The sequence below is a fragment of the Azohydromonas lata genome (genome assembly GCF_034427735.1).
Classification (GTDB): domain Bacteria; phylum Pseudomonadota; class Gammaproteobacteria; order Burkholderiales; family Burkholderiaceae_C; genus Azohydromonas; species Azohydromonas lata.
Genome location: NZ_JAXOJX010000043.1, coordinates 26,693 through 42,677, shown reverse-complemented (window position 1 = coordinate 42,677; position 15,985 = coordinate 26,693). Strand labels below are relative to the sequence as shown.

The 15,985-nt window shown below is 64.6% G+C and carries 12 protein-coding genes; all 12 read right to left on the bottom strand.

From position 1 onward, the window contains the following. Positions 1-24: 24 nt before the first annotated feature. Positions 25-1,338: a nucleotide sugar dehydrogenase gene (locus SM757_RS22745; RefSeq protein WP_322467149.1), complete on the bottom strand. Its 1,314-nt coding sequence runs from the start codon at positions 1,336-1,338 to the stop codon at positions 25-27. 81 nt (positions 1,339-1,419) lie between these two features. Beyond that, the gene (locus tag SM757_RS22740; protein WP_066339587.1) at positions 1,420-3,357 is read right to left on the bottom strand and encodes an XrtA/PEP-CTERM system amidotransferase; all 1,938 of its coding nucleotides are present in this window, start codon (positions 3,355-3,357) and stop codon (positions 1,420-1,422) included. Positions 3,358-3,362: 5 nt separating this feature from the next. Beyond that, entirely contained in the window at positions 3,363-4,556 is a 1,194-nt protein-coding gene (locus SM757_RS22735; RefSeq protein WP_322467148.1) for a TIGR03088 family PEP-CTERM/XrtA system glycosyltransferase, read from the bottom strand. 302 nt (positions 4,557-4,858) lie between these two features. Next, positions 4,859-5,950 carry a GNAT family N-acetyltransferase gene (locus SM757_RS22730; RefSeq protein ID WP_322467147.1) on the bottom strand — a complete coding sequence of 364 codons (1,092 nt, stop codon included), beginning with the start codon at positions 5,948-5,950 and terminating at the stop codon, positions 4,859-4,861. A gap of 91 nt (positions 5,951-6,041) precedes the next feature. After that, entirely contained in the window at positions 6,042-7,613 is a 1,572-nt protein-coding gene (gene xrtA / locus SM757_RS22725) for an exosortase A (protein ID WP_322467146.1), read from the bottom strand. Between the two features lie 56 nt (positions 7,614-7,669). Next, positions 7,670-8,707, bottom strand: coding sequence for a FemAB family XrtA/PEP-CTERM system-associated protein (locus SM757_RS22720; RefSeq protein ID WP_066339578.1), 1,038 nt, complete (start codon positions 8,705-8,707; stop codon positions 7,670-7,672). After that, positions 8,704-9,561 carry an XrtA system polysaccharide deacetylase gene (locus tag SM757_RS22715; RefSeq protein WP_066339606.1) on the bottom strand — a complete coding sequence of 286 codons (858 nt, stop codon included), beginning with the start codon at positions 9,559-9,561 and terminating at the stop codon, positions 8,704-8,706. Before SM757_RS22715 ends, SM757_RS22720 begins: the two co-directional genes overlap by 4 nt. Before the next feature lie 33 nt (positions 9,562-9,594). Next, complete coding sequence (locus SM757_RS22710; RefSeq protein ID WP_066339575.1) at positions 9,595-10,647, bottom strand: XrtA/PEP-CTERM system-associated ATPase; 1,053 nt, start codon at positions 10,645-10,647, stop codon at positions 9,595-9,597. 5 nt (positions 10,648-10,652) lie between these two features. Beyond that, positions 10,653-12,239 (bottom strand): TIGR03016 family PEP-CTERM system-associated outer membrane protein, encoded by a 1,587-nt coding sequence (locus tag SM757_RS22705; protein WP_322467145.1) that lies wholly within the window; start codon positions 12,237-12,239, stop codon positions 10,653-10,655. Positions 12,240-12,269: 30 nt separating this feature from the next. Beyond that, entirely contained in the window at positions 12,270-13,460 is a 1,191-nt protein-coding gene (locus SM757_RS22700) for an XrtA-associated tyrosine autokinase (protein WP_322467144.1), read from the bottom strand. 4 nt (positions 13,461-13,464) lie between these two features. Then, complete coding sequence (locus tag SM757_RS22695; RefSeq protein ID WP_322467143.1) at positions 13,465-15,042, bottom strand: XrtA system polysaccharide chain length determinant; 1,578 nt, start codon at positions 15,040-15,042, stop codon at positions 13,465-13,467. A 78-nt stretch (positions 15,043-15,120) separates the two neighbouring features. After that, a complete protein-coding gene (locus SM757_RS22690; RefSeq protein WP_066339570.1) occupies positions 15,121-15,747 on the bottom strand; it encodes an XrtA/PEP-CTERM system exopolysaccharide export protein in 627 nt (208 codons plus the stop codon). Between the last annotated feature and the right edge of the window lie 238 nt (positions 15,748-15,985).

Sequence of the window (15,985 nt, the reverse complement as noted above, 5' to 3'; positions counted from 1 at the left end):
GTGCCGGGCCTGGGCGGCAGCGGCTTACCAGCAAAGCCCTTCGTAGGCCGGGCCAACGGCGCGCAAGGCCTCGTAGCCCGCAAGATCGATCACGCGGCGAGCACCGGCATGCGCCAGGATGGCCTGGCGCGCCTCGGGGTCGGCATGGCCCACCACGATCACGTCCGCGCCCTCCATCGCCTCCTCGGCGGAGTTGCGCAGCAGGTGTTCCAGGTGCGGCACCTCGCGCTCGATGTATTCCTTGTTCTTGCCCAGCAGCCGCGCCAGCTGCACGTTGGGGTCGAGGATGGCCAGCGGGAAGCCCTTGCCTATGAGCCGCTCGGCCAGCACCACCAGCGGCGAGTCGCGCATGTCGTCGGTGCCGGGCTTGAAGGCCAGGCCGAACAGCGCCACGCGGCAGCGGCCCTTGGCGGCGATCACGTCGAAGGCACGGCCGATGTGGGCGTCGTTGCTGTCGAGCAGACCGGCCATGGTGGGCACGGCCACGTCGGCCTGGCGCGCCAGCGTCAGGAAGCCCTTGACCTCCTTGGGCAGGCACGAGCCGCCGAAGGCAAAGCCCGGCCTGAGATAAGCCGGCGAGATGTTGAGCTGCCTGTCCTGGCAGAAGATGCGCATGACCTCGCGCGAGTCCACCTCCAGTGCCTTGAGCACGGCGCCGGCCTCGTTGGCGAACACGATCTTGAGCGCGTGGAACACGTTGCAGAGGTACTTGACGGCCTCGGCCACGCGCACGCTGGTGCGCACGAACTCGCCGGGCACACCGGCGTAGAGCTGCTCCATGGCCACGTAGCCCGCCTCGTCCAGGCTGCCCACCACGGTCTGCGGCGGCTGGTTGAAGTCCTTGACCGAGGAGCCCTCGCGCAGGAACTCGGGGTTGAACACCAGCGACAGCCGGTCACCCACCTCGCGTCCGGCGGCCTTGGTCAGGATGGGCAGCAGCCGCTGCTCGGTCGTGCCCGGCGGCAGCGTGCTGCGCAGCACCAGGGTGTGGGCGCCGGGCTTGTCGCGCAGCACCTCGCCGATGTCGCGCACCACCGCCTCCACCGCGCTCAGGTCAGGCACGAAGTTGGGCAGCGCGGGCGTGGCCACGGAGATCAGCGACATCTCGGAGTTCATCACCGCGTGCACCATGTCGTCGGTGGCGCGCAGCCGGCCGGCGGCCACGTTGGCTTCGATGAGCTCGTTGATGCCCTCCTCCACCACCGGAGAACGCCCCTCGTTGATGAGCCGGACCTTGGTCGGGTTGGTGTCAACGCCGATCACTTCGTGACCCATTGCCGACAGGCAGCCGCACGAGACGGCGCCGACATAACCCAGGCCAAAAACGGAAATCTTCATGTGTGCTCTTTCGATGACGGGTGTCCCGCTGGGGTGAACACGTATTGCAATACGACAGGTATTAAAGCTGCGTGACGGGTCTCAAGCCGGCGCCAAGTCGAGGCCGCGAACCTCGCTGGCGGCACCGACGCCGGCCACGTTGCGCAGGAAGGCGTCGAACATCAGCAGCGTCCACAGCGCGCGGCTGTGGTCGCCGGCCCCGGACTCGTGCTGCGCAATGAGCTGGCCGATCGCGCGGGCATTGAACCAGCCCGTGGCAGCCATGGCACCGCCCAGCAGCGAGTCGCGCACGCGCTGGCGCAGCGGGCCGCGCAGCCAGCGTGCCAGCGGCACCGAGAAGCCCATCTTGGGCCGGTACAGCACGTCGTGCGGCAGCCGCGGCTCCAGGGCCTTCTTGAAGAAGTGCTTGCCTTCCTGGCCGCTGATCTTGAGCGCCGAGGGCAGCGAGGCGCACCACTCCACGAGCTCGTGATCCATCAGCGGCTCGCGCACCTCCAGCCCATGCGCCATGCTGGCGCGGTCAACCTTGGTGTTGATGTCGTCGATCAGCCAGGTCTTGAGGTCGATGTACTGGATGAGCGCCAGCGGGTCGTCCGTGCCGGCCTTGCGCGCGTGGCGCTCGAACACCGCCTCGGCCGAGTAGCCGCCGAGCTCGCGCTTGAGCGCGTCGCTGAAGATCTGGTCGCGCTGCGGCTGGCGCAACTGCGCGAGGCTGTGGAAGTAGGCCTGCACGGCGCTGCGCGACATGCCTTCGAACGTGGTCTTGGCGCGCAGCACGCGCGGCGCCCAGTCGGCCTTGGGATACATGCGCGCCAGCAGGCCGAACATGGGCCCGCGCAAGCCCTGGGGCAAGGCGCGGCGCATGCGCTCTTCCATCAGGTGCATGCGGTAGCGGCGGTAGCCGCCAAAGGTCTCGTCGCCGCCGTCGCCCGACAGCGCGACTTTCACGTGGGTGCGCGCCAGCTGGCAGACGCGGTAGGTGGGAATGGCGGAAGAATCGGCGTAGGGCTCGTCGTACAGCCGGGCCAGCGTGTCCACGAGGCCAAAGTCCTCGCTGTCCACCATGTCCACATGGTGGTTGGTGTGGTAGCGCTCGGCAACCATCCTGGCGAACTCGGCCTCGTTGTAGGCCGGGTCCGCGAACGCCATGGAGCAGGTGTTGACCGGCGACTGCGACAGCCCGGCCATGTGCGCCACCACCGCGCTGGAGTCCACGCCGCCGGAAAGAAAGGCGCCCAAGGGCACGTCGGCAATCATGCGCAGCCGCACCGACTCCTTGAGCCGCGCATCGAGCTCGGCACAGGCCTCCTCCAGGCCCACGCGCCGCTGCAGCGTGAAGCGCAGGTCCCAGTAGGGCTTGGGCGCGGGCAACGGCTGGCCGCGACGCAGCAGCAGCGTGTGCCCGGCTTCGAGCTTGCGGGCCTGGCGGAAGATGCAGCGCGGCTCGGCGACGTAGCCCAGCGCAAAGTACTCCTCGACCGCCAGCGGGTCCAGCTCACGCCTGAGCCCGCCGTGCGCCAGCAGCGTCTTGAGCTCCGAGCCGAAGACCAGCGTGCCATCGTCCAGCAGCGCGTAAAACAGCGGCTTGACGCCCAAGCGGTCGCGCGCGATGAAGAAGCTCTGCTGGTTGCGGTCCCACAGCGCGAAGGCAAACATGCCGCGAAAGCGCTGCACGCACTCCGCCCCCCAGGACTCCCAGGCATGCACGATCACCTCGGTGTCGCTGTGCGTGCGAAACACATGGCCCAGCGCCTGCAACTCGGGCACCAGCTCCTGGTAGTTGTAGATCTCGCCGTTGAAGACCACGACCACCGAACCGTCTTCGTTGAACAGCGGCTGCTGCCCCGTGGCCAGGTCGATGATGGACAGGCGCCGGTGCCCCAGCCCCACCCCGGGCTCCAGATGCAGATCGCCTGCATCGGGGCCGCGGTGAAACTGGGCATCGTTCATGCGCTGCAGCGTCGCGCGCTCGAAGTTGCGCACGCCACGAGTGTCAAAAAGGCCGGTGATGCCGCACATGTCGTTCAGTTGCTCCGAGCTCGGTGCCGGTCGTAAAGGCACTGGTAGTCCGCCACCATGGCCTGCTGGCCGTAATCCTTCTCCACGCGCAGCCGCCCGGTGCGCCCCATGCGCCGCGCCTGCCCGGGGTCGCCGGCCACGCGCGCCAGCGCGCTGCCCAGGGCCTGTGGGTCGTTGGGCGGCACGGTTTCACCGGTGACGCCGTTGGCGATGAGCTCGGGGTTGGCGCCCACGGCGGTGACCACGGCGGGCAGCCCGCTGGCCATGGCTTCAAGCAGCGTGTAGGAAAGCCCTTCGGCCTTGGACGGCAGGGTGAAGCAGTGCAGGCCACGCATCACCTGCGGCACGTCGCTGCGCTCACCGGGCAGCCAGGCCAGGTCGGCCAGCCCAAGCTCCTGCAGCAGCGCCTGCGCCTGCGCGCGCAGCGGGCCATCGCCCACCATCACCAGCCGCATGCGCTCGCGCAGCGCCGGTTGCTCGCGCAGCGCGTGGGCAAAGGCCCGCACGAGGTTGAGCTGGTCCTTGACCTCCTGCATGCGGCCCACGGTGCCCACCAGCCAATGCCGCTGGGCCGAGAAGGGACAGCCCGGGATCGGCGTGGGCTGCTCGCCTTCCACCGGATGGAAGCGCACGGTGTCGACGGCGTTGTGTATCAGGCTCACGCGGCCTTGCGGCACGCGCACCTTCTCCACCAGGTAGCGCTGGATGTCAGAGGCCACCGCGACGAAGTGGGAGACGAAGGGACGGTACAGGCGGCGCACCTTTTGATAGCGCGGATTGCTGCCGTGAAGGTCCGACACGTCCCAGCCATGCTCGCTGTGAATGCGCAAGGGCACGCCGGCGGCCCAGGCGGGCACCGCGCACTCCAGCGCGGCAATGTTGTTGGTGTGCACGACGGCTGGGCGCAGCTCGCGGAAAAGACGGTACATGCGCGGATACAGGCCAATGGCATGGCCCGGTCCCTTTTGAAGCGCGATGAACGACACGTCCTTGCGCTGCACACGGCGGCTGAAATCCGTGACCGCCGTCAACGACAGCACGGCATGCCGGTAAGCCTGCAGCGGCATGTGGTTGATGAGGTTCACGATCCCGTTTTCCAGGCCCCCGGTGTCAAAGCGGTAGACCACGTGCAACACCAGCGGCCGCACAGCGCCTTGTGGCCGCAGATCCGTCCGCTCAAGGGCGTGCACGTCGGTCATGTCCGTCACCCGTGCGCCCCTTCGCTCCAGCCCAAGCAGCCCGTTGCGGTCTTTGCCATCACCAAACTCGACTTTCTCCACGCCACTGCGGCACCCGGTCACCAGCCAGCGGAAACGCGCCCAAGCACGCCCCCGTCCAAAGCCTCGCGCAGCGCAACCCATTCAGCGCCCACGCACACTTGAAAGCTGGAATTCTAATTTGTAACACCCATGAAACAGACCCGAGCATTGCACCGGAGAAATAGGAAGGCGTGAACGATTGCGCCGGCAATCGGGCCAATAAGTAACCAAGTTGACACAATTCAGGCGTGAAAAGATGCTGGCGGCTGTTTTCTGCCGCGAAGCTTGAGCAGCCATGGGCGCAACAGCGTCGTCAAACCCTCCCGCGCCGCACCCACCAAGCCGGGCACCGTGTGCAGGTTGTAGGCGCGCAGCCCCCGCCGCTCCCGGCGATGGCTCATCCAGTGGCGCTTGTAAGGGTCGTCGCCCATGAGGTAGTCCACCTCCGCGACGCCATCGATTTCCAGCACATGCCGCATCAAGCGCGCGGTCAGCACCGTGCCGGAGCCCAGCGCCTTGAAGGCTTCGTCGTAAGCAAGCTTGTAGATGGCTGCTTTGCCGTGGGCGACTATCCACACTTGTGCCGCGATGGGTTGCCCCTCCAGCCAGACCACGCCCAAGCGCAGCCACTCCTGCCGGGCGCAGCAGCGTATGAGCTCCTGCATGAAACCCGGATGAGGCTCGGCCTGTTTCCAGCTGGCGGCATAGACATGCTCGTAGGCCCGCAGGGCCGCTGCCAGCCGCTCGCCACCGCAGACGATCTCGATCTGGGCGCCGGCTTTGAGCAGGCGCTTTTCACTGCGGCGCAACGTGTTGCGCAGCTCGCCGGGCCGCTGCGCGAGGTAGCCGGCCCAGTCAGAGCTCACCTGCAGGTACCAGTTGCCGAAGGCCAGGAAATCCCAACGTCCCCAACCGGCCAGACGCAGCGCGTCCTGCATGAGGCTCCAGGCGCGCGAGCCGGGATCCATGGGGGCGAAATGCAGGCTGTGTACCGGCGCGTGCCAACGCGCCACATGGCGCAGCAGCTCGGCCAGCAGCTCCGGGGTGAGGGCCGAATCCAGCGCCGGCGCCCAAAGCGCGCTGTAGTAGTTGGCCAGCGACTGCACGCGTCCTCGCGGCACGGCGGGCTGCCCATGCCGTGCGGCCAGCACAGGCAGTACCGCCACCGCACGCCCCGCCTGCCGCAGCACATGGAAATGCGCCAGCGCCCCCAGCTCAGGCAAGCTGGCAACGAAGTTGGCATACCAGGCCGCACCCAGCTCCACGCCCGCGTGTTCGGCCTGCGCCAGCAGTGCCAGGGCATCGGGCGCAAGCTCGTCCGGACGGCGCACCACCAGGACGTCCGTCAGGAGGGCTGCCGGCGATGACGGCTGAAGCCGTTGCCGAGCCGTCTGCTGGGCTTGGCCTGCCGGGCCCGGCCCTGGGTCAGCTGCGCTCACCATGGCGCGCCTGGCGCAGCCCGGCCAGCAGCGCGTCCAAGTGGTCGCGGACGAAATCCTGCAGCGTTTGCGTCGCCTGGTCCGCCGAGATGCGCTCCGTGTACACCATGATGGCCGCGCCATCGCCACCACGACCGGCCAGGCGGTTGAGCGCCAGCAAGGCCTTGGCCCAGGCTTCACTTGCGGTGAGCTCCCCGTTGACCCAATAGAGCTGCCACACCAGCACGCGGCCGCTGTTCTGGTCGTCCAAAGCAGCGCTCACATGGCGCAGCTCGGCGGTACGCCAGGCGATGGAGCGGCCGCCCACCTGCGTCGTCTGGCTGCCGCGCTGTACTTGGGCCCAGGGGCCGTCCTTCCCTTGCCCCAAGGCATTGGCCGAGCTCACGAGCTTGCTGTCAGGCGTTTCGGCGGCGTAGTAGGCCAACTGCAGGCCGACATGCCGCCCATCGCGCACGAAGTTGCGCTCCAGCCGCAGGGTTGGGTTGACGTAAAGGTTTTGCCAGTCGGCCGGCGCTTGCGTGGTCGAAGCCCACCCCTGGGCCGGCGCCACCAGGGCTGTTGCGCCTGACAGGCTGGGCGCCGCGACGTCCTGCACCCGGGCCAACAGTCCATGGGGCAGCGCCAGCACGGCCAGCACACCTGCGACCGCCACTGACAGGCTGACCCCCACACCAGCGGCGGACTGCGCGGGCGGCGCCGGATCGCTGGCCTCCAGCGCATGCTCCGGCTGCGACCAGAACGCGCCTATGGAGAGCATCAGCAGGATGACGATGCCAAAGAAAAGCCAGCCGTAGACCAGGTGATCGGCACCCGTGGCGATCTCGTTGCCGCTGAGATGCCCAACCAGCACGATCAGGTACGCCCTCATCCAATTGGCCAGGATGGGCACCACGATGGAAACGCCCACGAACACGCAGCGCCGCAGCGTGGACGTGTAGTTCAGGTACGCGAACAGCACGCCCACCATCAGGGAAGCCATCAGGTAGCGAATGCCGCTGCATGCCGTTTCGACCGACCAGTGGCCGCTGGGGATGGTGAACTGCAAGCCGTCACGCAGCACCGGGATGCCCGACAGCTGCAATGCCTTCACGGTGAAGTCCGCCGTTCCGTCCATGAGCAGCGGGATGAGGAATTCGCCGAACGGTACGCAAAAATACAGGAACAGCAGCGGGAAGCGAATGTCGCGCGCCACCTGCCATCCCAGCACCGCAGGCACGCTGAGCACCACCAGCGTGACCAGCGCGAACTGCGTCAGCGCATTGACCGCAGCCAGGTATCCGAGCAGCCATGCCAGCGCCACGGCGGCCATGGGCGCGAGCAGCCATGGCTCCGGCTTGGGCACCATCGTCGCCAGCCGCGCGCGCCGCCTCCAGATCAGCCACAAGGCAATCGGCGGCACGGTGAAGGCATGTGTGAACGTCTCCGAGCGCAGCCAGATCCCCACCATGCCCAGAGCCGTATCGCGGTAAAGCCACAGCAGCGCAGCCAGCACCGCAGCCAGCGCCAACAGCGCGCGCAGCCAACGCTTGCGCTCAGGCAGCGAAAGCACGGCGCTCATCGGCGTTGCTCCGACAACGACCTGCACAGGGCCTGGAACCACAGTACGAGCACGGCTCACCCCAGGCTGCGCACCACGAGCGGCCCAAGCCGGTTGGCCAGCGCGATGGGCATGCGGCGCCAAGCTTCAATGAACAGCTTGTACTTGGCGTTGGAAGGATTGTTCTGCGGCACCGAATCGCGCTTGTAGAGACGGTATTCGTAGTGCAGCGGCGTGGGCTCGAAACCCCAGTTCTTCTTGAAGGCAAAAGAGCCCGTGCCCTGCTTGCTGCGCCCGTAGTCGAAAACCTTGGCGCCGCGCGCCAACGCATGGCGCATGAGCTCCCAGTACTTGAAGTCGTTGGCAGCCAGATCGCGCGCGGCAACGGCATCGCCTGCGTAGTACGGGAGGATTTCGTCGCGAAAGTAGAAGCTCAGCACGCCGCTCAATGGTTGCCCATCCGGGCCATTGACGGCCATGAGCTCCAGTGCATCGCCGAACTCGGCCTGCAGCAGCTGAAAGTAGCGGCGAGGCAACGCCGGGGTGCCATGGCGGTGGACGTTGTCGGCGTAGAGTCCGAAGAAGCGGCCTACGTCCCGGTGCACCTCGCTGGTCAGGCCGTTCTTGATGCCCTTGCGCACCATGGCCCGCTGCTTGCGCGGAATGGCCAGCATGTTGGCCTCCTCGTCTTCCAGCAGTTCCTTGCGGAAAGTGACGTAGAGGTCCTGCGCCGGCCAGTCGGGATGCCGCTGCGACGTGTGGCGAAGCTCCAGGTGTTGCACGCCCAGCTTGCGGCCCAGCTGGTCGGCATGCTCCTCAAGCGCCTGTGCAGCGTCGTTGCTGGTGGCGGCCACGCCGCCGTACACGGCAAAGGGCAAGCTGGTGAGCGAGCTGCCGAACAGCCAGCTGCGCACATGCGCCAGGGGCAGCACGCCCTCGATGGCGCCGGCCCGCCGCGCGAGAAGAAAATGCGTCTGGTGGCCGAACGCCTCTTGCAGCACGCGTTGCCATCCGGCGCGATGAAAAAACGTGGCCTGAGGACAGGCAAAGACGAACTCGTCCCATTGCGCCGCGGCGCGCTTGTCGCCTGCGGCGAGCAATTCGATTTGGATCATGCGTTGAGGGAGCCCGTGCCCAGAAAAATGCGGTCCATGCGGCCCCAATGAAAATCAGCCAGCAGCCGCTCCAGCCGAGACTCCATGCGCTGCAGGTTCAAGTAATGGCGAAAGCGCGCCTTGGCGCCCACGCCGTCCACGCGAGGCTGATCGGGATCTATTTCCCACGGATGAAAATAGAAGATCGCAGACTGGCGCTCGGCCTCGTTGACATGCCTCAACATCCGGCGCGAGACGCCGTAAGGCAGCAGCCGGAAATAACCGCCCCCGCTGCACGGCAGGTTGCGCGAGAGCAGGCGCAGCGTGGTGGGCGGCACCTCCATGAAGCCACGCGTGGTGGCGTCGAACGCAAAGCGCGGGGCCTCGGGCATGCCGTAATGGTCGTGCACGATGGGATAGACGCTGGAGCTGTAGCGGTAGCCTGCGCGCTCGAGTTCGTCAAAGGCCCAGGGATTGGCGCGCCCTATCGAAAAGCTTGGCGCCCGGTACCCCAATACCGGCACGCCCCCGAGGTCCTCCAGCAGCGCCTTGGCACGGCGAACGTCCTCGAAAAACGCCTGCGGCGTGAGATCGCTGGCACGCTGGTGGTCCCAACCATGGCTGGCAAGCTCATGGCCGCCAGCCACGATGGCTTGCACGAGATGCGGATAGCGCTGCGCAATCCAGCCTAGCGTGAAGAACGTCGCATGCACCTTGCGCCGCCGCAGCATGTCCAGAATGCGTTCGACGTTGCGCTCGACTCGGCATTCGCGCAGCTCCCATTCACTGCGCGGAATGTGCGGAGCAAATGCCGAGACCTGGAAATAGTCCTCGACATCGATGGTGAAGGCGTTGGTAACAGGGGCTTGTCGCATGTTGTTGTTGGCCCAATGACGCACAGGCTGGTTTCAGTCCTGGTTTTCCTCAGGCTTGCCGGCATTGCGCTGCTCGCCCTCTCCCAATAGTCGCTGCAGCAAAGTCAGCGTCTGCAAATTGATGTGCTCCAGGCGCAGCAGACTTTGCTCAAGCCGCTGCAACCTTTCGCCATGCTGCAACGCGATCAGCCGAGCAACCTCTTCTGACATCGGCTGAACGGCGCCAAACTGAAGCCCTGTCGCCATCCCCGCAGGCGTGCTGCCAGGCAACGCGGCTTCGCTGGCGAATTCCGCCACGACTTGTTCGATGTCCTTGAGCGTCAAGCGCGTGCTGCCCGAGAGGTATCCCAGCAACAGCAGCCTGTCGCACAGCGCATTGATGCGCCGCGGAATTCCGGCACCGGCCTGATGCACGGCCTCGATGACGCCAGACTCGAACTCAGGCACACCGGGAGCAGCACCGGCGCAGCGCAGCCGGTGTTCGATGTAGTGTTGCGCGTCTTCCAAATCCAGCGGGCCGATGTGGCAGGTGGCGGCCACGCGCTGGCGAAACTGCTCCATCTCCGGGCGCTGCAAGATCTGCCGGAACTCGGGCTGCCCAAGCAGGAAACTCTGCAGCAGCGACTGATTGCCAAGCTGGTAGTTGGAGAGCATGCGCAGCTCTTCCACCGCGCGCATCGACAGATTCTGGGCCTCGTCCACGATCAGCAAGCAGCGTTTGCCTTCCTGCGCCATGCTCAGCAGGAACGCCTCCAGCGCAATGAGCAGCTCCGACTTGGGCACGTCCTTGACGCGCAGGCCAAAAGCCGCGCCCACCATGCGCAGCGTGTCTTCGGCATCGAGCTGCGTCGTCACGAGCTGGCCAACCACCACGTTGCTCTGGTTCAGCCCCTCCAGCAATCCTCGCAGCACCGTGGTCTTGCCGGCACCGATTTCACCAGTGATGACGATGAAACCTTCGTTGCGCAGCACACCATAGTCAAGATAGGCCTTGGCACGCCGGTGTTGCTTGCTGGCGAAATAGAAAGCAGGGTCGGGATTGAGCTGGAATGGCTTGCAAGTCAGCCCAAAGAATGCTTCGTACATGATGGTCAGAACGTCATCGCAAACGTGCCCACCAGCGCCGACTCGGTGTATGGCTGCGAACTGCCTTTAGAGCTTGCCCGTCGGGCCAGCAGGGAAAAACTGGTACGGGGGCCCAGCTTGGTCGAAAGCTGGGCCGTCATCGAGCGCAGCTTGCTGCTGTTCACGTCGCCAATGCTGCGCCGCTGGGTCAGCCCCAGCGTGAGCGTAGACAAAGGCGTGAGCCTGTGGGCCAGCGACATCGACAAGCCACGCTGCCGGATGCCGCTGTTGACCGAGAAGGGATCGCCGAAGACCTCTCGATTGTCCACTCGCCGGCCCGTGGTTTGCTGCAGTGAAACAGTGAATGTGTCACGCACGCCCGTCCAGCCATAGGTCATTTGCTGCGCCCGCTGCAGCGTCACCGACGAGCTCAGGAACGCAGGAAGCAGGTTGGTCGCGTCGGTTGCGGAATACCCGTTATCACGAAGCACCTGCAACACCTTGGCTTCACGCGCGCTGGCATCGGGTTCACTGGAGGTGTAGAGCTGATCGAAAAAATCATAGACCGTGCTGTGCCCCACCGTGAGCGGTTGCCCTAATCCGTAGGAAATCGTTCTCGTGTCGCTATAGCTCACCAAGGAGCGGGCCATGCGATGGGAGAAGCGGAGTGTGTGGGCATTGCCGAAGAACCGCTTCTCCGTTTCCGCAAACAAATTCGTGCGCTCGCTGGGGGCCCAGCCCGCGCGAAGACCGTAAGTTGCCCGCCCCTGCATATCCTCGCTGGCGATGTCGCTGGACTCGTAACCCGCAATGACGCCAGCAAACACATCTTGAGCGAACCGCCAATCCACCACGCCACGAGCAATGTCGTTCGCAGTACGGCGGCCAAGGCTGAAGTCCTGCACGTTGTGCGAGAGCTGTGCCGTCCAACTCGTTGTGGTCCGCTGTTGCGCGGCGTTGCCAACCTGCAACCGCCATTGCGTGGACGAAGAATCGGAAGAGGACGCGGAAACGCTGTGCGTGGCGCGATGCGACACGCTCGCATCCCAGTTAGCCAAGTCGCCCAGGCGCCCTTCCACGCGAGGAGCCAGCTGTACGGTCCTGACTTCCGAACGGTTGCTGCGTCCCAGCTGGCTGTCCTCGGAGTCGACCCCGAGCGGATTGACGGCTTGCTGCATGATCGATGCTTTCGCATCGATATACGCGCGCCGCTCCAACAGTTCCGCGCTTGCGTTGGCGCTTAACTGGTGGTTCAAGCTGTTGGAGCCACTGGTGCGGGCGTAGGCCACCCCAGCAAGGGCATAGTTCAAAAAGCCCTGCACTCTGCCGGAGTGGCTGCTGACGTACAACCCGGGCGAAATGCGCGTTATGGCATCGCTGTCCCCGCCGCTTTTCAACGCCACGTTGCTGGTGATCGTCTGCCCCAAAGTCAGCTTGGCCTCGACGAAAGTCGTGGGCTGAGAAGTGGAAGTCTGCTCCAGCTGCGGCACCGGCGACGGCTGCACGACACCGGATGCAGGCTGGGCAAGCTGTTGTGCGCACAACGGCATGCTCGCTGCGGCCAGACACCCAAGCACAGGCAAGGCCGCTCGGCGATGCGCAAAGGATTTCATCGCCGTGCGCTCCGCGGTGAAACACAGGTCTCAGGCCGCCTGATCACCATGCTCCTGACCATATCCGTAGCCATACCCATACTTGTATCCTGTTGCGTAGGCATCCAGCTTGGTGCCGCGCGCCTGATTAAGCAGCAGCAACTTCACAGGACAAAACTCAATGGTTGCAAGCGCGGTTTGCACATCGGACTGGCTGGTCTGGCCTGCCTGCACCACAATGATGACCTGCCCCATATGGCTGGCCAGAGCACGCGCCTCCGTGGTCAGCAGCAACGGAGGCGAGTCAAAGATGATGACGCGATCGTCGTAACGCTGCGCCACTTCCTGCAGCAGCGCATGCATGCCATCGCTGGCCAGCACCTCGGTGGCGCGGTCGTGCAGCGTACCGGCGGACAGCAGCGTGAGCTTGTCCACGTTGGTGCGCAGCAGCACCTCCGGCATGGTGGCACGCCCTTCGAGCACATCCAGCAGCCCGGGCCCCGGAGCCAAGCCCAGCGTCTTGAGCACGGATGGTCGGCCAACGTCCGCGTCCACCAGCATCACGGTCGTGTCCAGCTCCGCAGCGATGCTCAGCGCCAAATTCACCGCGGTAAAGGTCTTGCCCTCGCCTGGCAGCGCGCTGGTCACCATGATGCGGTTGCCATGCGCAACGGGGGCAGCACCTTTGCCCAACGCATTGGCGATCAGTGGGCGCTTGATCACTCGGTACTGGTCCGCGATGCGCGATCGCGGCGACCCAGGCGTCACAAAGTTGAGAGCCGCCAAGCGTTGCAGATCCAGCTCCACGCGACGCGATGTGGCTTGCACCAGGCGAGAAGCAGCGCCTGCAGTGGCCGCCGGCATGGCCGTTGCCGCAATGGCGGACGGCACAGACCGTTCTTCGTGAAAAAAACCACCCTGCGCCTTGACAGCAGATGCGGCTTCAGATGCAGCGTGTGAAGAAGGAAAAACCGCAGCAGGAATGGCTGGAAGTTCGGGCAGTTGAACTTCGGGAAACTCATGCACCGGCGGAAATTCCGGCATAGGCGGAAATTCTGGTGCAGCAGTGAAACCCGGGAAATCGCTGGGCTGCAATGACGCATTGCCGGCGTCACTGGTCGGCACCACGCCTGCAATGGGGTCCTGTACAGCGGGAAGTGCCGTGGTCTGCCCCGGATCGGCCACGCCAGCATTTCGCAATTGCGCCAAGCGTGCAGCGGCTTGTTCTATCAAACTGCTCATGGCCTCATTTCATGGTTTTCAACGCTGTAGCGGCCATGACCAGCAGCATCACCCCCACCAGCGCACCCAGAGCCCCGAGGAAACGCAAACGGTCCAGCCGCTCCTGACGCTGTTGCGTCTCCGTCATCACCAGCGTCACAACGCCGAGCAATGGCAATCCCAGCTTGTTGCGCAATTCACCACCTTGGTAAAACACAGGGCGCAGCTGGCTCATCGCCAAAGAGATGACCACACCCAGCACCAATCCGGCTACCAGCACCACCGGAAGCAAAAGCAGCCGATTGGGGGCGGCAGGTTTGGGCGGCACACGCGGCGGGTCTATCAGCCGGAACTCGGCCACGCCTGCATCCTCCAATTGACCGGACATGGTGGCGGACTCGCGCCGTGCGACCAGTCCTTCGTAGTTCTTCTTGTGGATGTCGTAATCGCGGTTGAGCTGCGCAGCCTCTGCCTCCAGGGCAGGGGCCGTCTTCATTTGCTCACGGGCCACGGCATAGCGGGCGGTGAACTCGGCCACGCGAGCACGCAGTGTGGCGACCTGCACCTCCGACGAGGCCAAAAGCTTTGAAAGCTCCAATGCCGCGGGACTGGCATTGCTGCCTGTGGCAACTATGGCGCTGCCGGAAGCAGCTGCCGATCGGCGCAGGTCATCCACCTCGCGCCGCTTCTGCTCCTCAAGATCCTTGAGAAGCCGCCGCGTGGAAAGCACCTCCGGATGCTGATCCGTGAAGCGCTGCAGCAACTCGTCGAGGTGGCGCCGCTGCGCTTCCAAACGTGCGTCGATCTCCGGCGTTGCCAACGCCAGCGCGGCGCTGTCCACGGAAGCCGAAGCGCTGCCGCTGGCCGCAACGACCGACTTGCCGGCCAGTTGTGCTCGAGCGGTGTCTCGCGCAGTTTCGGCTTCACGCAACTCCAGTTTGGCTTGCTCAAGCAAGCCGCTCAGTTCGGTCAAGCGGTTGGCACTGTCTTTGCCAGAGCCGGTCTGCAATTCGATATTGCGCAGCCTGAATTCTTTGAGCCTGGTTTCAGCCTCCTCCAGCTTGGCGCGATATGCCTTGATCTGTTCGTCCAGGAAAAGCTTGGCCGAGTTGGTGTCTTTGCGGCTCGCGCCCAAACTGGATTCCACAAAAATCGAAACCAGCGACTGAATCACACGGCGGGCTTTTTCCGGATTGGAATCCAGATAGCTGAGCTGGTAGAAGTTGTCGCGGCCTACAGCTTTGATGGAGAGCTTATTGGTCAGAGATTCAATCAGGGCCTCCTGCTCGGGAATGGAGGCTTCTTTCAGGTCGAGATTGGCCATGTGGATGAGCTTCTCCACATTGGGGCGACTGATGAGGGTGCGACTGAGCATTTGCAGCTGCTGATCCACGTTGGGCTGCACGGCCAAACCCAACATCAGCGGGCGCAGGATGGATTGCGTATCAACGTAGATGCGCGCCGAAGCTTCGTAACGATCGGGAAGGCGCCACACCACGGTGGCACCGACCACCGCAACCACCCAGGCCACAACCAGCCCGTGCCAGCGGAAGCGCCACATGCCGCGCGAGAAAGCAGACAGCTGCTCAAGCAGCTCTTCCATCAAGATTCCTTTAAGTACACCAAGCGGGACCCGGCATCGTGGTCCCGCGGCCGCCAGCAGCCTCGCAACAGGCAGCCGTCAGAAATAGCTCTGGGGAATGATGAGGATGTCGCCCGGACGCATTTCGACGTTAGCGGAGATGTCTCCGCGGTTGAGCAGGTCCTTCAATCGCACCGAGTACTGCTTGTTGCCTTCGGCCGTGCGCAGAATGGTGGCACTGTTGCCGGCAGCAAAGTCGGTGAGCCCACCCACGGCGATCATCACATCCAGCAGCGTCATTTTCTGCTTGTATGGCAGGAATTGCGGCTTGGCGGCCTGCCCCACGACGCGCACTTGTTCACTGTAGGGCCCAACAAAATTTGTGACGATGACCGTCACAACCGGATCACGCACGTACTTGGCCAACGCCTGTTCGATTTCACGGGCCAGCTGCTGCGGATTTTTTCCCTGTGCCACCAGTTCGTCCACCAGCGGCGTGGCGATCTTGCCATCCGGACGCACCGGCACGGGCATGGAGAGCTCGGGGTTGCGCGACACAATGATGTTGATGGTGTCGCCCGGCCCAATGAGGTAGGAATAGTCGTCAGTGCCGGCTGTCGCGGGCGCCGGCGGAAAGTCCGGCTGGCTCGCACAGGCACCCAACATAGCCAGCACGGCAGCCATGATCACTGCGCGACCGGACCGGACGCATTGCTTGCGCTTCATTGTTACCCCTCCCACCAGCACCAGAAACCAGCCAAGACTCTGGATGGTTCGGCATGCCGCCGCCACCCGTGTTGCACGACGTCCACCTCTCGGAAGGGACTGCCGGCTCTTCGTACAATTTTGCAGGATTTATCAGTCACAAGTGCTCGAACGGCTTACGCAATGCCCTGAATGAGGGACATCTCTGAGGCAAGCTGGCAACTTTGCACACTGGCACCGAGCAAAAATGAAACGTTCA